Source organism: Providencia sp. PROV150 (genome assembly GCF_028481025.1).
Taxonomy (GTDB): domain Bacteria; phylum Pseudomonadota; class Gammaproteobacteria; order Enterobacterales; family Enterobacteriaceae; genus Providencia; species Providencia hangzhouensis.
In genome coordinates this window covers 1-17,101 of sequence record NZ_JAMPPJ010000025.1, presented here as the reverse complement: position 1 = coordinate 17,101, position 17,101 = coordinate 1, and the positions used below count along the sequence as shown (strand labels likewise).

The window sequence follows — 17,101 nt, the reverse complement described above, 5'->3', positions numbered from 1 at the left end:
AGAAATCTCATGGCTAACCAGACTATAACCTTACGAAACTCAGAACCTGATCAAATCGAGCAAGATGTTCCTGAAAAGATCAATTGGTTGATCCCAATTGGCCTGTTTTCCTGTGTACTACTGGCTTTCTTCGATAAAATCAGTATTGCGGCTCTATTTTCTGACGAAAAATTTCAGCAAGCTCTGGGAATTGATTTTGACCCAACCCGTTTAGGGTTACTGATGAGCGCATTTTTATTCGCTTATGGTGTTTCTTCCATGCTGCTAAGCGGCATTGGTGATAAATTTCACCCCACCAAAATGCTGTTATTTATGATCAGTAGCTGGTGTTTTCTCATGATTTTTATGGGATTCACACACCACTATGGCACGATGGTTTTTCTGCGTGTATTGCTAGGAATTGCCGAAGGGCCTTTGCTGGCAATCGCTTATGCCATTGTGCGCCGTACCTTTCCGCCAAAAATGCAAGCTCGAGCCACTATGATGTGGTTATTAGGCACACCGTTAGGCGCAGCGTTAGGCTTTCCTATCTCATTGTATTTACTTAATAACTATGGTTGGCAAAGTACATTTTTTGTCATGGCGGCCTTTACCGTTCCTGTTTGGTGGTTAGTGGTCATTGGTATCCGTCACCCTAATTTAGTCAACCGCCAAGCACAAACGAAAAATACAGCGGGTGAAGCACTGCCTGCCGAGCAACTGGCCGCGATGCGAGCCCATAAAAAACGCTTATTCCAAAATAGCCATTTTTGGATTATCTGCATGTTTAATATCGCTTTTCTTATCTATCTTTGGGGGATGAATGGTTGGTTACCTAGCTATTTAATTAAAGGTAAGTCTATCCACTTGGAACATGCTGGGATCCTGTCATCCCTTCCCTTTATCGCCATGTTATTTGGTGAGGCTATCGGAGCATGGTTATCAGATCGCTACGATCGCCGCGCACTCGTTTGTTTTATTTCATTACTTGGTGCCGTCCTAGGTCTTGCTGGCGTGTTATTTCTCACTGGCACCTACAGCATCATTCTTATGATGGCGTTTAGCATGTTCATGTGGGGGGCAGGCGCACCAAATATCTTTGCCCTACTCGCAAAAGCCACACAAAAACAGGTCAGTGCATTAGCAGGCGGTATTTTCAATGGGTTAGGAAACCTGGCCGGCGCTGCTGCACCGCTGGCAATGGGAGTTCTTATTACCGTCACTCACACTATGGATAGCGGGCTGTTATTTATCGTCGTCATAGGTTTATTCGGCAGCTTATTACTAGTGCCTTTACTGAAAAAATATTAATTCATTTTTTATTGGAGATAACACCATGTCACAACCGCAAATCAAACCACAAGATATTCCAATGGCACAATGGATTGAGTCACGCATTGCTCGCCTTGAAGGACGTAAATATGACTGGAATGCCCTGAAATTCCAAGCGGATTACGACCCTAAATATCGCCGCGCACAAATGCGCTATATCGGCACTGGTGCGACTGGCGTTGCTAATGATGTCAACACCGTTCCCGCAGAGAACTTTACCTTCTCTACCATGGTTCTTCCTGCCAAGTGCGAAGGCCCATTACACCTGCACCCCGATGTTGAAGAAGTGTTCTTTATGTTGAAAGGCACCATCACGTTGTTTGTAAAAGATGGCAATGAGGAATATGAAACGGTTCTCAAAGAGCGTGACCTGATCTCAGTTCCTGCGGGCATTTATCGTGGCTTATTTAACCACGGGGAAGAAGAAGCCTTAATGTGCGTCATGATCGGCACATCAAAACCGGCGATCCCGACATATCCCGAAGATCACCCTTTATCAAAAGTTAAACGTAACTAACAGGAGTCGTCAGTGATGAATTTGCTCAATAAAAAACTCCCAGAACCACAGGTGGCAGACTTTGGGCCATATCGCCTAAGTTGGCGGGAAGCCGGCCAAGGGCACCCTGTCGTATTACTGCATGGTATCAGCTCTGGTTCTGCTTCATGGGTAAGCCAACTGATGAGCCCATCACTGACAGACCATTACCATCTCTATAGCTGGGATGCCCCCGGCTATTTAGAAAGCCATGATCTAGAGACGGCAACACCTACCGCAATTGATTACGCAAATGCATTAAATGCTTTCATTGATAAATTAGCCTTATCACCCATCGTGTTAGTGGGGCATTCTCTTGGCGCCATAATGGCAAGCGCTTTTGCAGCACAATATCCCAATAAAGTGAAAGGATTAATATTAGCGAACCCCGCACAAGGTTATGCCACAAAAAGCCCTGACCAACAAAAGCAAGTTTACCAACAGCGGCATGATATTGTTTTTAGTTCCGGTATTGAGGCATATGCGCAAAACCGTGCCGCTGCTTTGTTATCCGCCAACGCAACTACTGAAAAAGTCAATTGGGTTCAACAGAACATGAAGAAGCTCAACCCCACAGGTTTCTTAGCTGCTGCGTGGATGCTAGCTCATGATGACATCAGCCAATATTTAAATCGCTATGATGGCCCATTGGAAATACTGGTTGGCACAGAAGATACCATTACGCCACCAGCGCAAGTAGAGCGACTCGCACGGCAAAAAAACTGCCCTTACTTTCTGATAAACCAAGCGGGACACGCCAGTTATTTAGATGCGCCAGACGCCTTTAACCACCACTTACAACAATTTTTAGAGACGCTCTATTGCCAAGCCGAATAAAGGAAGACTCATGAATTTACAGTTAAATAACCGTGTTGCTGTCGTGACAGGAGGAAGCTCCGGCATCGGCTTTGCAACCGTCAAACTCTTACTGGATGAAGGCTGTAAAGTGGCATTCTGCGGCCGTGATCAAGACAAACTTCAGCAAGCGCTCACAACATTACAAGAGCTCTACCCCCAAGGGCATTTTATCGCACACTCTTGTGATGTTCTTGATAAAACACAAACCGAAGCCTTCGCAAAACAGGTTCATCAGCAATATGGCCAAGTCGATATATTGATTAACAACGCAGGGCAAGGCTATGTCGCAAGCTATAGCGATACCCCCGAAGAAGCGTGGTTACATGAAGCCCAACTCAAACTATTTGGTGTGATTAACCCCGTGAATGCTTTTTTGCCATTCTTAGAACTATCAAATATTGCTTCTATTACCTGTGTCAATTCACTGCTGGCCTTACAACCTGAACCGCATATGGTCGCCACCTCGGCAGCTCGAGCAGCACTATTAAACATGACACTAAACTTGTCGAAAACACTGTTACCTAAAGGGATCCGCGTGAACTCTATTTTACTTGGCATGGTGGAGTCCGACCAATGGCGACGTCGCTTCGAAAATCGCACTGACAAGAATCTCGATTGGGAACAATGGATTGGCGATATCGCTAAAAAAAGAGGCATACCAATGCAACGTTTAGGAAAACCCGAAGAGCCCGCGCGTGCCTTAGTCTTTCTAGCCTCTCCCATGGCGTCGTTTACCTCGGGTGCCGCTTTAGATGTTTCTGGTGGCTTTAGCCATCATATTTAAAGGACTTAATGATGAAAACACTCATGTTGATTGGTTATGGTGCAATGGCGCAAGAAGTGATTACTCGCTTACCTGATGAGATAACACTGCGCTACATTATTGCTCGGCCTCATCACCACCAAGCTATCTTGGAACGCTTCAAAGGGGCTGTCACACCTATCGATAGCCTTGATAATAATATCGTTCCCCCTGATTTAGTGTTGGAGTGCGCGGGGCACCAAGCCGTTAAGCAATATGCACCAACGGTACTAGAAAGAGGCTGGACACTGGCCATTATCTCTACAGGTGCACTTGCAGACACGGACTTTGAACAACACTTGGTCGCCTTAACCCAACGCCACCACAGCCAGTTGATCCCACTGACTGGCGCTGTTGCAGGGCTTGATGGCTTACGTGCGGCAAAAGAAGCCAATATCACTCAGGTGACCTACCAGTCACGTAAAAGCCCCGCAAGTTGGCGCAATGGCGCGGCTGAGCGTTATGTCGATTTGTCACAAGTGACACAGCCTACGGTGTTCTTTAGTGGCAGTGCTCGTGAAGCAGCTCTGAATTTTCCCGCAAATGCCAATGTCGCTGCCACTATCGCGCTGTATGGCATTGGGATGGATGCCACACAAGTTCAATTAGTTGTTGACCCGAACACCACACACAATTCACATCGCATTGATGTTATGGGTGATTTTGGCCATTTCTGTATTGAACTCAATGGAAATCCTCTCCCCTCCAACCCGAAAACATCGATGTTAGCCGCCTTAAGTGCTGTTGAAATTTGTCGTCGTATCGCTGGGCAGCAAGCTATTTAATAGGAGCCAAATAATGAACAACATGGATATTTTTGTTGGTGGCCAATGGCAGCAAGGTCGCGGGTCTGAAATGCAGTCGCGTTTTCCGGGAAATAACCAAGTGGTTGCCACCCTCAACAGTGCAAGTTTGGAAGATGTCGAAGACGCCGTGATTGCAGCTGATATGGCCTGGAGGATGCCTTCTTGGCGCACCCTTCCCGCTCACCAACGGGCGGCTATCTTATACAAGGTTAGTCGCTTAATTGATGAAAACTGCGAAGCATTAACCCAATTACAAACCTTAGATAACGGCAAGCCTTGGGCAGAAGCGCGTGGCTTAGTAATGAGCGCAGCAGCAACTGCTCGCTACTTTGCCGCGGTTTGTGAAGTCTCAGGTGGTGAGCTTCCGCCTCGCCGCCAGCCAGAACTGATGACCATAAGTACTTACCAACCCATTGGCGTGATCGCCGCAATCACGCCATGGAACTCCCCGATTGCCAGTGATATGCAAAAAATTGCCCCAGCGATTGCCGCCGGTAACGCGGTCATTTTAAAACCTGCGGAAACCACACCTCTAATTTCATTAAAATTAGCTGAGCTATTTGAGCAAGCGGGTTTACCCAGCGGCCTATTGAGCGTGCTCCCGGGTAAAGGTTCGATTGTCGGTGATGCACTGGTTCGCCACCCTCTGGTGAAAAAAATCTCCTTTACGGGTGGCACCAATACGGGACGACAACTGGCTCACATTGCGGCAGATAAACTTATCACCACGTCACTCGAACTTGGGGGTAAATCCCCAACTATCGTGTTGTCAGACGCTGACCTTGATATTGCTGCACACGGTGTTTGCTACGGTATCTTTAGTTCGATGGGGCAAGCCTGCATCGCGGGTTCGCGTCTGTTTGTGGCTAAAGATATCTACTCATCTTTTATGGAAAAATTAACGCAACTGACCCGCAACCTGATTATTGGTGACCCAAGGCAAGAGCGCGTTCATTTGGGGCCATTAATCTCCCCTTCGCACCGAGACAGCGTCAGAAACTATGTCGAACAAGCCGTACAACAAGGCGGGAAGATCCGTATTGGTGGAACTGCACCGGCTGACCCTGTACTCCAAGATGGCAACTATTTTTTACCGACGATTATCGAAGGCTTAAATAACCAATCTACTGTTTGCCAAGAAGAAATTTTCGGTCCCGTACTCGTCGTTATGCCATTTGATGATGAAGACGATTTAATTCAACAAGCTAATGATTCTGTTTATGGGCTTGCAGCAGGCATTTGGACAAAAGATTACACCCGGGCGTTTAAGCTCGCCGATGCGCTTGATGTCGGTACCGTTTGGGTTAATACCTATAAAGTTTTTTCTATTTCAACGCCATTTGGCGGCTTTAAAGAAAGTGGCATCGGTCGTGAAAAAGGCATTGAAAGCCTCAAAGCCTATATGCAACAAAAAAGCCTATTTCTAGCACTTAACCCACAACCAAACCGTTGGTGTGAATAGCAAATCCGTCACCGGATTATGACAGCATTGAGGAGAATAAAATGTCTGAAATGATTACAGTTGGCGAAGCTATCGCCAGAACACTCGAACAATACCAAGTCACAACGGTTTATGGGGTTATTTCAATTCATAATTTACCCATAGCAGATGCTATCGGGCGCCGAAAAGTGATTGATTTTACGCCAAGTCGTGGAGAGGCAGGAGCCGTTACCATGGCGGATGCACATAGCCGTTTTACTGGATTAGGGGTAGCGTTAACCAGTACGGGAGCAGGAGCTGGGAATGCTGTTGGCTCAATGATTGAAGCCATGAATGCATGCTCCCCCATGATCCATATTACTGGGCAAGTTGAAAAAGCTTATCTGGATATGGACGCAGGGTTTATTCATGAAACCCATGACCAACTCGGCTTTTTACGTTCGAGTTCTAAGCTAGCTTTTCGTGTTCATACCCCCGAACAAGCCGTTGCCACTCTACATAAAGCCATTCAGGTTGCTCAAACGATACCTTGCGGCCCTGTCTCTATCGAAATTCCAATTGATATTCAAAGTGCGCAAGTGCCATTATCTGTGCTCAGTGTGCCACTTCCCCCTTCTACGCTGCCTGACTGTTGTACATCGCTAGTCAATGCAATTTGGGATAAACTTCAACACGCTACACAGCCTCTATTATGGGTTGGCGCAGGTGCTCTACAAGCAAAAGATGCTGTCAAACGCCTTGCTGATGCGGGGATTGCCGTCATCAGCAGCACCCATGGGCGAGGTATTTTATCGGATGACCACCCATTCAGCTTACGTGCTTTTCATAATGCAGATTCCATTGATGCATTACTGCGTTCATGTGATTTAACCATCGTCGCTGGCTCGCGTTTACGCAGTAATGAAACCAAAACATGGTCATTACCTTTGCCACATCCCATCATACAAATCGATATAAACCCACTCGCAGCCAATCGCAACTATTTAGCCGACTTAACCGTAACTGGGGATTGCAAAAGTTTACTTGAAGCACTTGCCGATAAAATTGAACAAGCCAAGCGCCCTATCTCTACTCAGTGGAAAAAACAAGTGCAAGAGGCCGTACAGCAGGCAGAAGAGCAACTCAGGCAACAATGTGGCCCTTATAGCCAACTCAGTGATACCGTGGAGCAAGTCTTACCGAGTAACGGTATTTTTGTCCGAGACATTACGGTATCAGGGAGTTTATGGGGAAGCCGTTTACTCAAAGCGACCCAACCAATGCACAACATTCACTCATTAGCCGGTGCGATTGGTCTAGGACTCGCTATGGCAATTGGCAGTGCCAAAGCAAATCCGAATGTGCCTGTTATTGGCTTAGTGGGTGATGGCGGGTTAATGTTAGGCATAGGTGAATTGGCCACCATGGCACAAGAGCAGCTCCCCATTGTTCTGATTATTATGAATGACCAAGGTTATGGCGTAATGCGAGGTATTCAGGAAAAATATTTTTCAGACCGCCAATACTATAATGAGTTACTCACGCCTTCATTTAGCCAACTCGCTCAATCTATGGGGATTCAGGCATTTACGATAGATAAAGCTACAGATTTCGAATCAACACTACGCCAAGCCGTCGATTTGAAGCAACCTGTTGTCGTTGAAGTGTTAATGAATAGCATTGGCAAAATGAATTTCTCAGGCCCACCACAGAAAAAATTATTTTAACTTTCAAACTAATACGGGTGGCACAAGCCACCCTACTTCATTGATAGATAATGATGCAGTCAAGGCTATAAATTTGGCTTAAAATATTGCGTATAAATAGAAATAGCTTGCTCTTTTAAGACGCCTTTAACCACTTCAGGTTTAAAGGGGCTTTTGGCAAAAATCTCATCGCTACCTAACATAATATTAAAACCTGCAATCTCTGCGAGTTCATCATGAGAAAGGCTATAAACCATCCGACCTAATTGGCTCCATACCATTGCACCGGAACACATACAACATGGCTCACAGCTGGTATACAGCGTATAATCTGATAAATCCATGACTTTATGTTCAGAGCAATACTGGCGTATGAGACCTAACTCCGCATGATAGGTCGGGTCACTTTCAGTATGGATATGATTTTCACCAGTCATAACGACTTGGTTATTTTTAACCAATACCGCACCAAAGGGTTCATTACCATTTTTCGCCGCATCCGTAGCCAAAGCTAAAGCCTGAGTCATAAACTGAATATCCAATTCAAACTGTTGCGCATTGTTTTTCGATTTATTTTCCATATACACTACCTTCATGTGTGGATTTATATAATTTACAAATGGTTTAAATAGATATATCAAGTTTACTGGGCTAGTAAAACATAAAAAATGGCCATTCTCATTAATGCTAAAAAAACTGAGCTATTAGAGAGTCAACGCTAAAGAATGTACCTACTCTAATTTTCAAGTCAGATATTTAGTTTATCACTAACTGCAACTTTATATAAAACAGCTAATTATTGGTAAGAATATGTTAAGCCAATCATTGCATTTGCTGTTCCCGTTTTGAATTCTTCTTCTGGCTTACGTACATAGCCAAAACCCAAGCTAAAACTAATTGAGTTATTTTTTTCAGCGGTACCAGAACGCTGAATATAATATTTCTGTTGGCCTGGAATATTTGGAGCAGAGCCATCTGGGCCAAATTGTAATCGTTGTCCGCTTAAACCTATTACAGCATATCCAACACCTGATGCAGAAGAATCAGCTGTTAGCGTTGAAACCGTAGTTTTATTTGTTGTATCAGATAAATCAACAATTGATACATATACATTTATATTAGGGTCACATTGTAGTGAAAATGATTGTCTTTTTAGGCTTATATTTTCTGATGCGTCTGCCTTTTCAATAATACTTGCTGGAATTTTTTCCATTTCAACAGAGACAATTTTATTTGTTGGTGCACAGCTAGAAACAGTAGCATTAACAGTTATTGGGTTATATTGTACATTAACTATCTCTTGCAGATTTCCAACATCATCATAACACGCATATCGATACATTTTTTGACTTGGAATCACCACACTTCCAATAATTCTATCCGGTCCTTTGTAGATAAAAACACCTATAGTGACTTTAATAGGAGATGCTATTCGTGAATTATTACTTAAACTACCTTCCCAAACGACTGTATTTTTAACCGGTAACGGGACAAAACTTTCGTTAAATCCCCCAATAGGGGAAAATGAAAATCCAGAAATACCAGTTTCAAATAAATAAATCATCGGGTGAGAAGGTGATGCTTGATAAGATTGCCCATTCCAATGAGCTATTGGTTGGTACTCTATTCGACCAAGTGTATAGTTTATACTATTACTATTACATATGCTTATTCCTCTCCGAGAACCAGAGTTTTTAATAATCTCACCAAATGGTATTTGGTCGGCAGGCCCAGTGATCTCTATGTTAGTCATAGAATTAGTATTATACGTGTACTCAGGGATACCAAAAGCTTGACCCGATTGAAATAAAAAAGCAATAAAAAAAAACGTTGTACTACATTGTTTCATATTAATTCCTAATTTTTACTATATGATAAATCCAGTGATTTAATTACGTCATTACTCTCATCATAAAAATTAACCCATATATGGCATGTATTACCTTTACAAATATCGTTTAATTTCACCTTTTCCTCTGGAACTATATTTACTATCCGTTCATTATTATATTGCTTATCTTTTGAAACTGAAATTGTAAAAATAAACTTTGATTTATTAATCAAATAAAACTCTTTATTAAAATTGATTAAACTTATTTTATCATAATCACTTTCTCGTATTTTACGATGTCGATAAATAACTTTAAAATGTGAGCGAATCGCTAGAGAAATAGAATTTTCACCACTATTTAAATCTGACTTTGGAATTGATGTAACAGTTAAGTTAATTAATTCATCTGATATATTATCAATTGCTGTTGTTGGTAATATTGTTATAATACCATTACTGTTTCTAGGAAGTAAAAAAAGTGGTGGTGATATGATAAATCTTTTATCACTTAATTCACTTTTTATTAAATAATCACTATTTTCATCATTCATTATTTTTATATTTAATGATTTATTTTCGTTATTAATTAAAAACCGTGTACCAACAAGTGTTGTACCAGAAAATGCATTGGTAATAAAGAAAACAAAAAATATAGCCATTAAAATTCTATTAATCATAAGACAACTCGAAATTTGCAATACAGAGCACTTTACCTGCAGAAGAAGTATTACTTGTTTTAATGTAAGAAGCGTAAAAATTAAAAATATTATTCACTAAGTTATGGTCAATTTTTAAAGTTGTTTTATTATTACTTATATCTATAATTTTTTTATTGTTATCATAAATTCCTATTGCAATATTACTTGCACCAGCATCTGTTTCATCTAAATTTTTTAATAAATTAGTCATTATAGTATCATTTACACCTGTAAATATAATATGAGCAGAATTAATATTTTTAGGGCAATTTTCTAGAACAATTGAAAATGGTGTTTCAGTGAAAGGAATACCGACCAGCTTTCCATTCAAATCGTTAGGATTAAGTCCGACTAGTAAACTAGCTGTATCATTAGAAACAGTGCAGCTACGCTCCATAACATTTGCATTAATGTTAATTTTTATTTGTTCGCTAAAAACAACTCTAGGAAGAAGTAGGAATATTATTAAAAACCCAATAATTTTATTCATAATAAATATCCAAAAAAAGTAAAGATGACGCATCACCTGATCCTATATTTATTTGAGTTGACTTATATCTTAAATAGAAATTCAAGTCATAACTTGGGGTTGTGATAACTTCATTCAAAGCATACTTTGTATTTAATGAAATTTTTTTCCGGTATTTATCTAATATTTCAATAGCAAGTCCGGTAGCAATATCACCTTCAAGACTGTTTGCCTTTCCTAATATTTTCAATAAGGTTGGGTCGTTATCATCTTCCTCCCCAGAAAATTTATATGACATATTATTAACTTTACCAGAACAATTCTCGAGATGTATTGAAATAGGTTGCGTAGCACTAGTCGAGCCAATTTGATTAAAATCACTTGGATTTAAATCTAAAAAATTGATATTTTTAATTAAATCCTTACCCGTCACATTGCAGCTTTGTGTTAATATTTCACCATTAACATTAACTGTGACATCGACTGCGTACGCAAAAAAACCGATGAAGTATATAACTAAAAAAATAATATTTATTTTCATTATATAGTTCCTATTATTGGCACGCCACATTAACTTTGTTAATATTCTTCATTTTATCATTTTCATCATATTTAATAGAAAACTTACAAAGTTTATCTTTATCTATATTTACTGTATAGCTTGAATTAGGTTTAACACCAGTTAAATAAACTGTACTATCATCATTTACAATAGATATATTTTTTCCAGAATCATTAACTACTACTGTTCCAAATTTAATTGGTTTTTCTTGATACTGAAGTGAAACTAAAAAATTATACCCTTTACGTACATCAAAAATAACTTTACTGATAGCTCCTCGTGTCGGAGCTACTTTTATAATTTTACCATCAATATCATAACCTGCCCCTAATGATTCAGGTGATAGACCTATATCATTATAGTGATATGCCGTTGCGTAAGGAATTAAAGCGTAACCACTATTATTGATAGTAATATTTTCACCTGTTTTATCAACTTTAGCTCCAGCAGCCCCTTTGGCTTCAACTAAAATTGCAGTATCATTTGCCTCTCTAGCAAAAAGTAAACCACCAGAATGAACAAGGACAGAACCAGTGACTCCATAATCAAGCTCTTTTGAATTATTTGAAAATGATGTTCCAGCGCTAAGTTCTGTTACATCTGCTTTATAACGTAGATTTAAATTTGATTTATTATCATTATTATTATTTATAGTTTGATAAATATTATAATTTAATTTTTCATTTAATGCCGTACCATATAGACTTGTCATAGTGTTATACTTTGAGTCATTGACAGTGGTACTATTTGTAATATACATTCTATTTTTATCCATCGCATTTGACAATGGGATAGATAATGACAAGTAAAATATATTGTCTGTATTATGGCTATACGTATTTTTATTATAGCTAGCTGATAGTATAATATTATTATACTGAGACAATGTCTTATTCCAGCCTATTTGAATATTTTTAGATTTTAAGTCGCTCCCCCAGTATGAATTAACATTTCCCCATGCATATAATTGTCCATAGTCACCTAAACTTTGAGAAATATTTACTTGAAAGCTGTTCTTTTTCCTTTCATTACTTGAATAAAATAAGTAATCATTTATTTCACCTTTGTAACTATTTCTGTAATTAGCTTCACTAAAAGTATAATAGTCAGATGTTGAGTATCTATATCCTGTCAACTGAATATTTGTACCAATATCACTAAATGATTTCGCATACAATATTCTATATGACCCCCCACTATATTTTTTATCATGTATTTTAGCTTGTGCTTGTATTGTATCAATAGATAAAGCTCCAAATGCACCAATATCTTTACTTAAACCGATTCCAGTAGCTAGATAGCCACTCGCAATTTGATATCCCGTATAAAGAGTTGAATCTAGTGGTAAGCCAATTCCAATTGTCCCTTGAGCAAACTTATCTTTTTTGGCTGATGTTATATCTAGCTGCCCAAAAGTAAGTGAGTAATTATAACTACCTTTTCGTAGTAAATTCGGTAAAGAAGAATATGGAACGATATACTTTGTTACTACGCCTTCACCTGATGTTAGCTCAACTTCATAGTCACCACTTGTACCAACAGAGTTTAAATTATCAATATTATATGGACCTGGGTTAATATACTCTTGGTACAATATATTTCCATTTTGTTTAATTGTTATCTTTGATCTAGACTCTGCTATACCTTTAATTGTTGGGCTATATCCTTTTTCGCTATCTGGTAGCATTTCATTTGCAGTAGATAATGTGATACCTATATACGGATTTGAGTCAAAAATCATTGAACCTAAAACAGTTTGGCCTGCAATAAGTGTACTTTTAATTGAATTTATATTTCTTAAGATTGAAATATTATTTGACTTCCATTCATGATTTGATTTTGACCCCATTTTATTCTGATTATAGTATAAGTTTGAACTGATGCGCCAAGCACCTAGGTTCAACCTATTATTTAAATTCAAAAACAGAGAAGAATAGTTACTCATTCTATTATTTCTTGAATATGACCCATTTAAATTGTAATTTGTCATTAGTGCAGAAATACCATCATCCCAATCATTCTCGCTTGCCAAGGTTGATCTAATGGAATTAAGATATATTTGTGGTATTGAGAGTGTTAGTGTTAACTTTGACAAGTCAACATTATAGCTAAAATTATTTATGTATTTATCAATATCAATACACTCATTATCATTTATTTTTGATAGATTAATTTTTTCTTGAGTATCCTTATTAAAGGGAATCAAACTCACAATTTCTTTTGTAAAACAAACTATAACTTTCTTATCATTACTTTGCTTGAACTCAATACTAACATTTCTAATAAATCCATCACCAACATTCAGGTTTAAAAAATATTTCCCAGGTGTAACATTATTGCCTGCCGAAAGATAAGACAAATCATCGATAGAAGAAACATCAGAACCTAAAAATAAAGGATTGAAGTAATCTTGCGAATGTAAGTCATTAGAATGTAAAAATAGACTAATCAAAAAAAATTTTCTTATTATTCGCATAGATATACTTCCAGAATTAAACAAAGTTACACTGTATATTTTTTATCTGAACACCATAGTCATTAATGAAATTGAAAAATAATTTTTTACTCTTATCATTATTATTAATATGGATGAATGTTTTTGGTGCTATCGTTTCTGCTTTTGATACTTCAACACCATTTATAGTCAAAGATACTAAATTCATATAAAATGGAGTTGGGTTATCAATTCTTAATTTATTATTTTCATAACTACATTTTAAATCTTTGTATGACTCAAATGAATTTCCTTTAATTTCACTAGGTCTAACAATAAGCTTTATTTTAGTTGTCGTTGATATTAATAATGCATTATCTATCTTCTGTTCTTGTTCTGTTAAAGATGGAATAACTTTTGAGTTTAGATAATATAACTTCTCTCTGTCTTTAGGTAACTGTTCTTTATCCCCAGTAAAAACAACATTCAATAAGCTATCTGAATTTGATTTAATTACAAATAAAGGCGGTGTTATTACAAAATCAGTACTTTTTTTTTCATGATCATCCGATACCCATGATTGAACAAGGTAATTTCCATCTTTATCACTATTATATATTTTTAATGTTATTTGATTTTTTTCAGTTGGATAAATTAATCGAGTTGCACCTAGTGAGACTCCGCCAGCATAGACCGATTGGCAAAAGAAAAAGAAAAAGAAAAATAAAGATAATATAACGAATATTTTTTTTAGCATATAAACAAGCTCCATGATTAATGATTGGCCATCACTGGCCAATCATTAATAAAATTAATTGTAGGTAAGCATAAAGTTAGCTACAGATTGAACTTTACCAGCAGTTACTACGGCCCCTATTGATTTATAATCAACAGATAATGGAATAGTAGTTGTATCAGTTAAATCAACTTTTGAACTTAATGCGCCAATTTCTAATGGACTACCATCTGGATTAAACAATTGTAGACCTACGTTTTCCGCAGAGCCTGCACCAGCAGTATTTGCTAATAAACCAGGCTTACCATCAACAGTTTGCCCATTGAATGAAATTTGAACTGATTTACGAGTTGCAGTATCACACTCAACCAAATTAATATTGAATGGCTTAGCTCGCATTGCAAGTTGGTCTGCAGCAGTAAAAGTTGTTGTTTTAACTGTATCTAAAGTAACAATTTTGTCAGTATCTGATCCAGAAATTGCACAAGCTCCAGATGTAATCTCACCATTAAATGTTACTTTGCCACCATTAACTGTTAATGCAGGGAGAGGATCATTTTCTGCAGCAAATGTTGAACTACAAATAATTGAAGAAACAACTACAGATAATACAGCAAGTTTATTTTTAATATTCATATATATTCCTAATTTATTTAGTTTGTTTTTATTACCGACAGATAATAATTAAAATATAATTATCGCCTATCTTATTTAATAGCATTAAATTTTAATAAAAAACAATTAAATGCCATTTAATCTTTTAGCATTTTTAATTACTTCATTAGTAAAGTAATTCCAGTCCAAGCCAAATATCTCAAGATATTGATTTACCCGTCCTATGGTCAATTGTGTTTTTCCATTTTCATACCTTGAGACTTGTTGTTGGCTTATTTTTAATAATATGGCTAATTCACCTTCTGTGATACCATTTTGTTTTCTTAATTTTTTTAAAAATGAAGACGCCGCACTATTTAATATGTCATTTTCAACTCTCATTTTTATCACCAGAAAATATAATATTAGAGTAGACAATTTAATATTAGAGATAAAATTTAATTATTTTCCTATATCAAGTATCAAGCTATGGACCTGAATTTAATTTATATTTTTCAAATACACAAATATGAATTATTTTCCATTTACTCCTTACACGTGTTGCACCCCGTTTTGTTCATATTTCTCCATTGAAAAACTTGTTTTTACCAACCTTTAATCATGTTACAAACACATAAAATGAAACAATTAATCACAGACTGAAACACAATGCTCAGAGCTTAAGTTAACGTTAACAGTTAGCCGTCTATAGGTTAAATTCTCATCACTCATCCTTATACAGCAAATGATAACGTTAACATTATCATCTGAAAATAAAAAAAAATAAAATAAACATAGTGACTATACCTATGTATATTACTTTATAACTCTAAAAAAGTTAGACAATTTGCTTACAAATTTTACTTTAAAAACACATTAAAACTTACAAAATGATACTGGTAAACATATCTTATCCTATTTGGATAATTTATATTCATACTGAATTGATAAAAAACAAATATAACATTTACACTAAATTACAATACTAATTCCTTATCGTGGAATTTACACATTTATTTTAATACCTAATTGTATGAACTCTACCTAACCCATTAACTTATTTGATATAAATAATATATGTATCTTATTCAATTGGTTATAATTAAATATACGTCCTTTAAAATCTAAAATATTATCCTACTACTCTTAGCACCAAAATTCGCAGAGAGGTACTAGATGCATTAGTATCAAAATGCAATCCTCAGGGGAAAATATTCTACTTACGCGACTATATAAAGAAAAACAAAAAAGATAAGTTTATTCAAATTTGACTACGGAATGAAATGAAAATACCAGCTCTACATGAAATGACTAAAATATATAATTTATGGTTAAACAAGGATAAAGATCCAACCAATGGACTAGATATTATTAAAAAAGAAGAGCAATAACTAACTCAACTTAATAATAACAGGTTTTACTTGAGCAATTAATATATGGCTATGTGAATACTTCCAGTGCCTTTTTCCCATAAGAATATTATCTAAAATATTTTTTGTTAGACATTCAGGTAGTAAAGGACATGATAAAAAACCACTGCTAATTAAATTATTTAGCACCAAAAATAATTATATCTTTAGCGAATAAATGAGCCTAAGAATAATAAGCTAATTGAAATACTATACAACATCACGATACTACAACATGATGCAAGAGCAAACCTGATGAATACAGTTGAAAGACTCGAACTTCGAATTCCTTTAAAACAGCAAAAAATTAAATATATCAAAATAAGATCAATAATGACCGTTGTTATAAGCCCAATTATCGGTATCAACACATTTAATCCTAAGTCATTTAAAAGGATTGTTTAATTTTCTTGTTTTACCCATAAACCGCCAGATATCTAGGGAGTACAACACTAAAGCGATAGAAAAGAACCCAATAACAAAATAATCATTAAATCCGCTAATTAGCACAGCGACACCTGCAACAATCATTACTGCAGTACGCCACTTGAACGAGGAGAGGAAATCAATAATTACATCCAGTAAATCCTGCATACAATTCCTTTTAAGGGCCTTGAGTGAATAGTAACCATATCTACTTTAGGTAGATACTCATAGGGATAAACTAATTATTGATGGTTTTTAATGGATTCAATTCTTGCCATTTAAACGGTTAGTTTTATCTCACTAACGAGTAACCAAAGTAAAGCAGCAACACGTGACAATGATATGCGACCTATATGAGAAGTTAAAACACATTAACATTTAGCCTACAGCAACAAGCACACAGCCCCCAGAACATCCACAAGCGACTTTGTGACCTTCTAGCGCAACAGGGATACCATTAATTTTCATTAAGCTATCACCTTCAACGATAGTGCCGTTTTTTTT

General features: G+C 37.2%; 18 protein-coding genes. 7 read left to right on the top strand and 11 right to left on the bottom strand.

All coding sequences use genetic code 11. The features are described from left to right. The first annotated feature begins 9 nt into the window (after positions 1 to 9). From PSE83_RS15935 to PSE83_RS15905, 7 genes are read left to right on the top strand one after another with little or no spacing between them, the layout of a single operon-like run. The gene (locus PSE83_RS15935) at positions 10 to 1,290 is read left to right on the top strand and encodes an MFS transporter (RefSeq protein ID WP_094961057.1); all 1,281 of its coding nucleotides are present in this window, start codon (positions 10 to 12) and stop codon (positions 1,288 to 1,290) included. Positions 1,291 to 1,315: 25 nt separating this feature from the next. Then, positions 1,316 to 1,828 carry a cupin domain-containing protein gene (locus PSE83_RS15930; protein WP_207951459.1) on the top strand — a complete coding sequence of 171 codons (513 nt, stop codon included), beginning with the start codon at positions 1,316 to 1,318 and terminating at the stop codon, positions 1,826 to 1,828. Between the two features lie 15 nt (positions 1,829 to 1,843). After that, positions 1,844 to 2,683 carry an alpha/beta fold hydrolase gene (locus PSE83_RS15925; protein WP_272660988.1) on the top strand — a complete coding sequence of 280 codons (840 nt, stop codon included), beginning with the start codon at positions 1,844 to 1,846 and terminating at the stop codon, positions 2,681 to 2,683. Positions 2,684 to 2,693: 10 nt separating this feature from the next. Next, positions 2,694 to 3,488 (top strand): SDR family oxidoreductase, encoded by a 795-nt coding sequence (locus PSE83_RS15920; protein WP_004257995.1) that lies wholly within the window; start codon positions 2,694 to 2,696, stop codon positions 3,486 to 3,488. A gap of 11 nt (positions 3,489 to 3,499) precedes the next feature. Then, positions 3,500 to 4,291 (top strand): aspartate dehydrogenase, encoded by a 792-nt coding sequence (locus PSE83_RS15915; protein ID WP_172767582.1) that lies wholly within the window; start codon positions 3,500 to 3,502, stop codon positions 4,289 to 4,291. Positions 4,292 to 4,304: 13 nt separating this feature from the next. Next, positions 4,305 to 5,774 (top strand): aldehyde dehydrogenase, encoded by a 1,470-nt coding sequence (locus tag PSE83_RS15910; RefSeq protein WP_198633885.1) that lies wholly within the window; start codon positions 4,305 to 4,307, stop codon positions 5,772 to 5,774. A gap of 41 nt (positions 5,775 to 5,815) precedes the next feature. Further along, positions 5,816 to 7,459: a thiamine pyrophosphate-binding protein gene (locus PSE83_RS15905; protein ID WP_004258005.1), complete on the top strand. Its 1,644-nt coding sequence runs from the start codon at positions 5,816 to 5,818 to the stop codon at positions 7,457 to 7,459. Between the two features lie 65 nt (positions 7,460 to 7,524). Here the strand turns inward: PSE83_RS15905 and PSE83_RS15900 are convergent, their stop codons facing one another. The 11 genes from PSE83_RS15900 to PSE83_RS15850 form a co-directional block, all read right to left on the bottom strand. Further along, on the bottom strand, positions 7,525 to 8,019 hold the full coding sequence (locus PSE83_RS15900) for a nucleoside deaminase (RefSeq protein ID WP_050763755.1): 495 nt from the start codon (positions 8,017 to 8,019) through the stop codon (positions 7,525 to 7,527). Positions 8,020 to 8,234: 215 nt separating this feature from the next. After that, the gene (locus PSE83_RS15895; protein ID WP_004258012.1) at positions 8,235 to 9,287 is read right to left on the bottom strand and encodes a fimbrial protein; all 1,053 of its coding nucleotides are present in this window, start codon (positions 9,285 to 9,287) and stop codon (positions 8,235 to 8,237) included. An 8-nt stretch (positions 9,288 to 9,295) separates the two neighbouring features. After that, positions 9,296 to 9,928 (bottom strand): fimbrial biogenesis chaperone, encoded by a 633-nt coding sequence (locus PSE83_RS15890; protein WP_232062744.1) that lies wholly within the window; start codon positions 9,926 to 9,928, stop codon positions 9,296 to 9,298. A 10-nt stretch (positions 9,929 to 9,938) separates the two neighbouring features. Further along, complete coding sequence (locus PSE83_RS15885; RefSeq protein WP_004258018.1) at positions 9,939 to 10,457, bottom strand: fimbrial protein; 519 nt, start codon at positions 10,455 to 10,457, stop codon at positions 9,939 to 9,941. Continuing rightward, entirely contained in the window at positions 10,450 to 10,977 is a 528-nt protein-coding gene (locus PSE83_RS15880) for a fimbrial protein (RefSeq protein ID WP_036958016.1), read from the bottom strand. The genes PSE83_RS15885 and PSE83_RS15880 overlap by 8 nt, the downstream gene beginning before the upstream one ends. Before the next feature lie 13 nt (positions 10,978 to 10,990). Beyond that, positions 10,991 to 13,474, bottom strand: coding sequence for a fimbria/pilus outer membrane usher protein (locus tag PSE83_RS15875; protein ID WP_272660977.1), 2,484 nt, complete (start codon positions 13,472 to 13,474; stop codon positions 10,991 to 10,993). 16 nt (positions 13,475 to 13,490) lie between these two features. Further along, positions 13,491 to 14,189 carry a fimbrial biogenesis chaperone gene (locus tag PSE83_RS15870; protein WP_272660976.1) on the bottom strand — a complete coding sequence of 233 codons (699 nt, stop codon included), beginning with the start codon at positions 14,187 to 14,189 and terminating at the stop codon, positions 13,491 to 13,493. Positions 14,190 to 14,243: 54 nt separating this feature from the next. After that, positions 14,244 to 14,804 (bottom strand): fimbrial protein, encoded by a 561-nt coding sequence (locus PSE83_RS15865; RefSeq protein WP_004258027.1) that lies wholly within the window; start codon positions 14,802 to 14,804, stop codon positions 14,244 to 14,246. Between the two features lie 105 nt (positions 14,805 to 14,909). Next, positions 14,910 to 15,164 carry a helix-turn-helix domain-containing protein gene (locus PSE83_RS15860; RefSeq protein WP_004258030.1) on the bottom strand — a complete coding sequence of 85 codons (255 nt, stop codon included), beginning with the start codon at positions 15,162 to 15,164 and terminating at the stop codon, positions 14,910 to 14,912. Between the two features lie 1,391 nt (positions 15,165 to 16,555). Further along, the gene (locus PSE83_RS15855) at positions 16,556 to 16,765 is read right to left on the bottom strand and encodes a hypothetical protein (protein ID WP_110591228.1); all 210 of its coding nucleotides are present in this window, start codon (positions 16,763 to 16,765) and stop codon (positions 16,556 to 16,558) included. Positions 16,766 to 16,975: 210 nt separating this feature from the next. Then, the coding region (locus PSE83_RS15850; protein WP_272660987.1) for a PAAR domain-containing protein at positions 16,976 to 17,101 on the bottom strand (126 nt) is incomplete at its 5' end.

Coding starts and splice junctions, on each gene's coding strand:
- PSE83_RS15935 (WP_094961057.1), top strand. CDS start 10: ATGGCTAACCAGACTATAACCTTACGAAACTCAGAACCTGATCAAATC.
- PSE83_RS15930 (WP_207951459.1), top strand. CDS start 1,316: ATGTCACAACCGCAAATCAAACCACAAGATATTCCAATGGCACAATGG.
- PSE83_RS15925 (WP_272660988.1), top strand. CDS start 1,844: ATGAATTTGCTCAATAAAAAACTCCCAGAACCACAGGTGGCAGACTTT.
- PSE83_RS15920 (WP_004257995.1), top strand. CDS start 2,694: ATGAATTTACAGTTAAATAACCGTGTTGCTGTCGTGACAGGAGGAAGC.
- PSE83_RS15915 (WP_172767582.1), top strand. CDS start 3,500: ATGAAAACACTCATGTTGATTGGTTATGGTGCAATGGCGCAAGAAGTG.
- PSE83_RS15910 (WP_198633885.1), top strand. CDS start 4,305: ATGAACAACATGGATATTTTTGTTGGTGGCCAATGGCAGCAAGGTCGC.
- PSE83_RS15905 (WP_004258005.1), top strand. CDS start 5,816: ATGTCTGAAATGATTACAGTTGGCGAAGCTATCGCCAGAACACTCGAA.
- PSE83_RS15900 (WP_050763755.1), bottom strand. CDS start 8,019: ATGGAAAATAAATCGAAAAACAATGCGCAACAGTTTGAATTGGATATT.
- PSE83_RS15895 (WP_004258012.1), bottom strand. CDS start 9,287: ATGAAACAATGTAGTACAACGTTTTTTTTTATTGCTTTTTTATTTCAA.
- PSE83_RS15890 (WP_232062744.1), bottom strand. CDS start 9,928: ATGGCTATATTTTTTGTTTTCTTTATTACCAATGCATTTTCTGGTACA.
- PSE83_RS15885 (WP_004258018.1), bottom strand. CDS start 10,457: ATGAATAAAATTATTGGGTTTTTAATAATATTCCTACTTCTTCCTAGA.
- PSE83_RS15880 (WP_036958016.1), bottom strand. CDS start 10,977: ATGAAAATAAATATTATTTTTTTAGTTATATACTTCATCGGTTTTTTT.
- PSE83_RS15875 (WP_272660977.1), bottom strand. CDS start 13,474: ATGCGAATAATAAGAAAATTTTTTTTGATTAGTCTATTTTTACATTCT.
- PSE83_RS15870 (WP_272660976.1), bottom strand. CDS start 14,189: ATGCTAAAAAAAATATTCGTTATATTATCTTTATTTTTCTTTTTCTTT.
- PSE83_RS15865 (WP_004258027.1), bottom strand. CDS start 14,804: ATGAATATTAAAAATAAACTTGCTGTATTATCTGTAGTTGTTTCTTCA.
- PSE83_RS15860 (WP_004258030.1), bottom strand. CDS start 15,164: ATGAGAGTTGAAAATGACATATTAAATAGTGCGGCGTCTTCATTTTTA.
- PSE83_RS15855 (WP_110591228.1), bottom strand. CDS start 16,765: ATGCAGGATTTACTGGATGTAATTATTGATTTCCTCTCCTCGTTCAAG.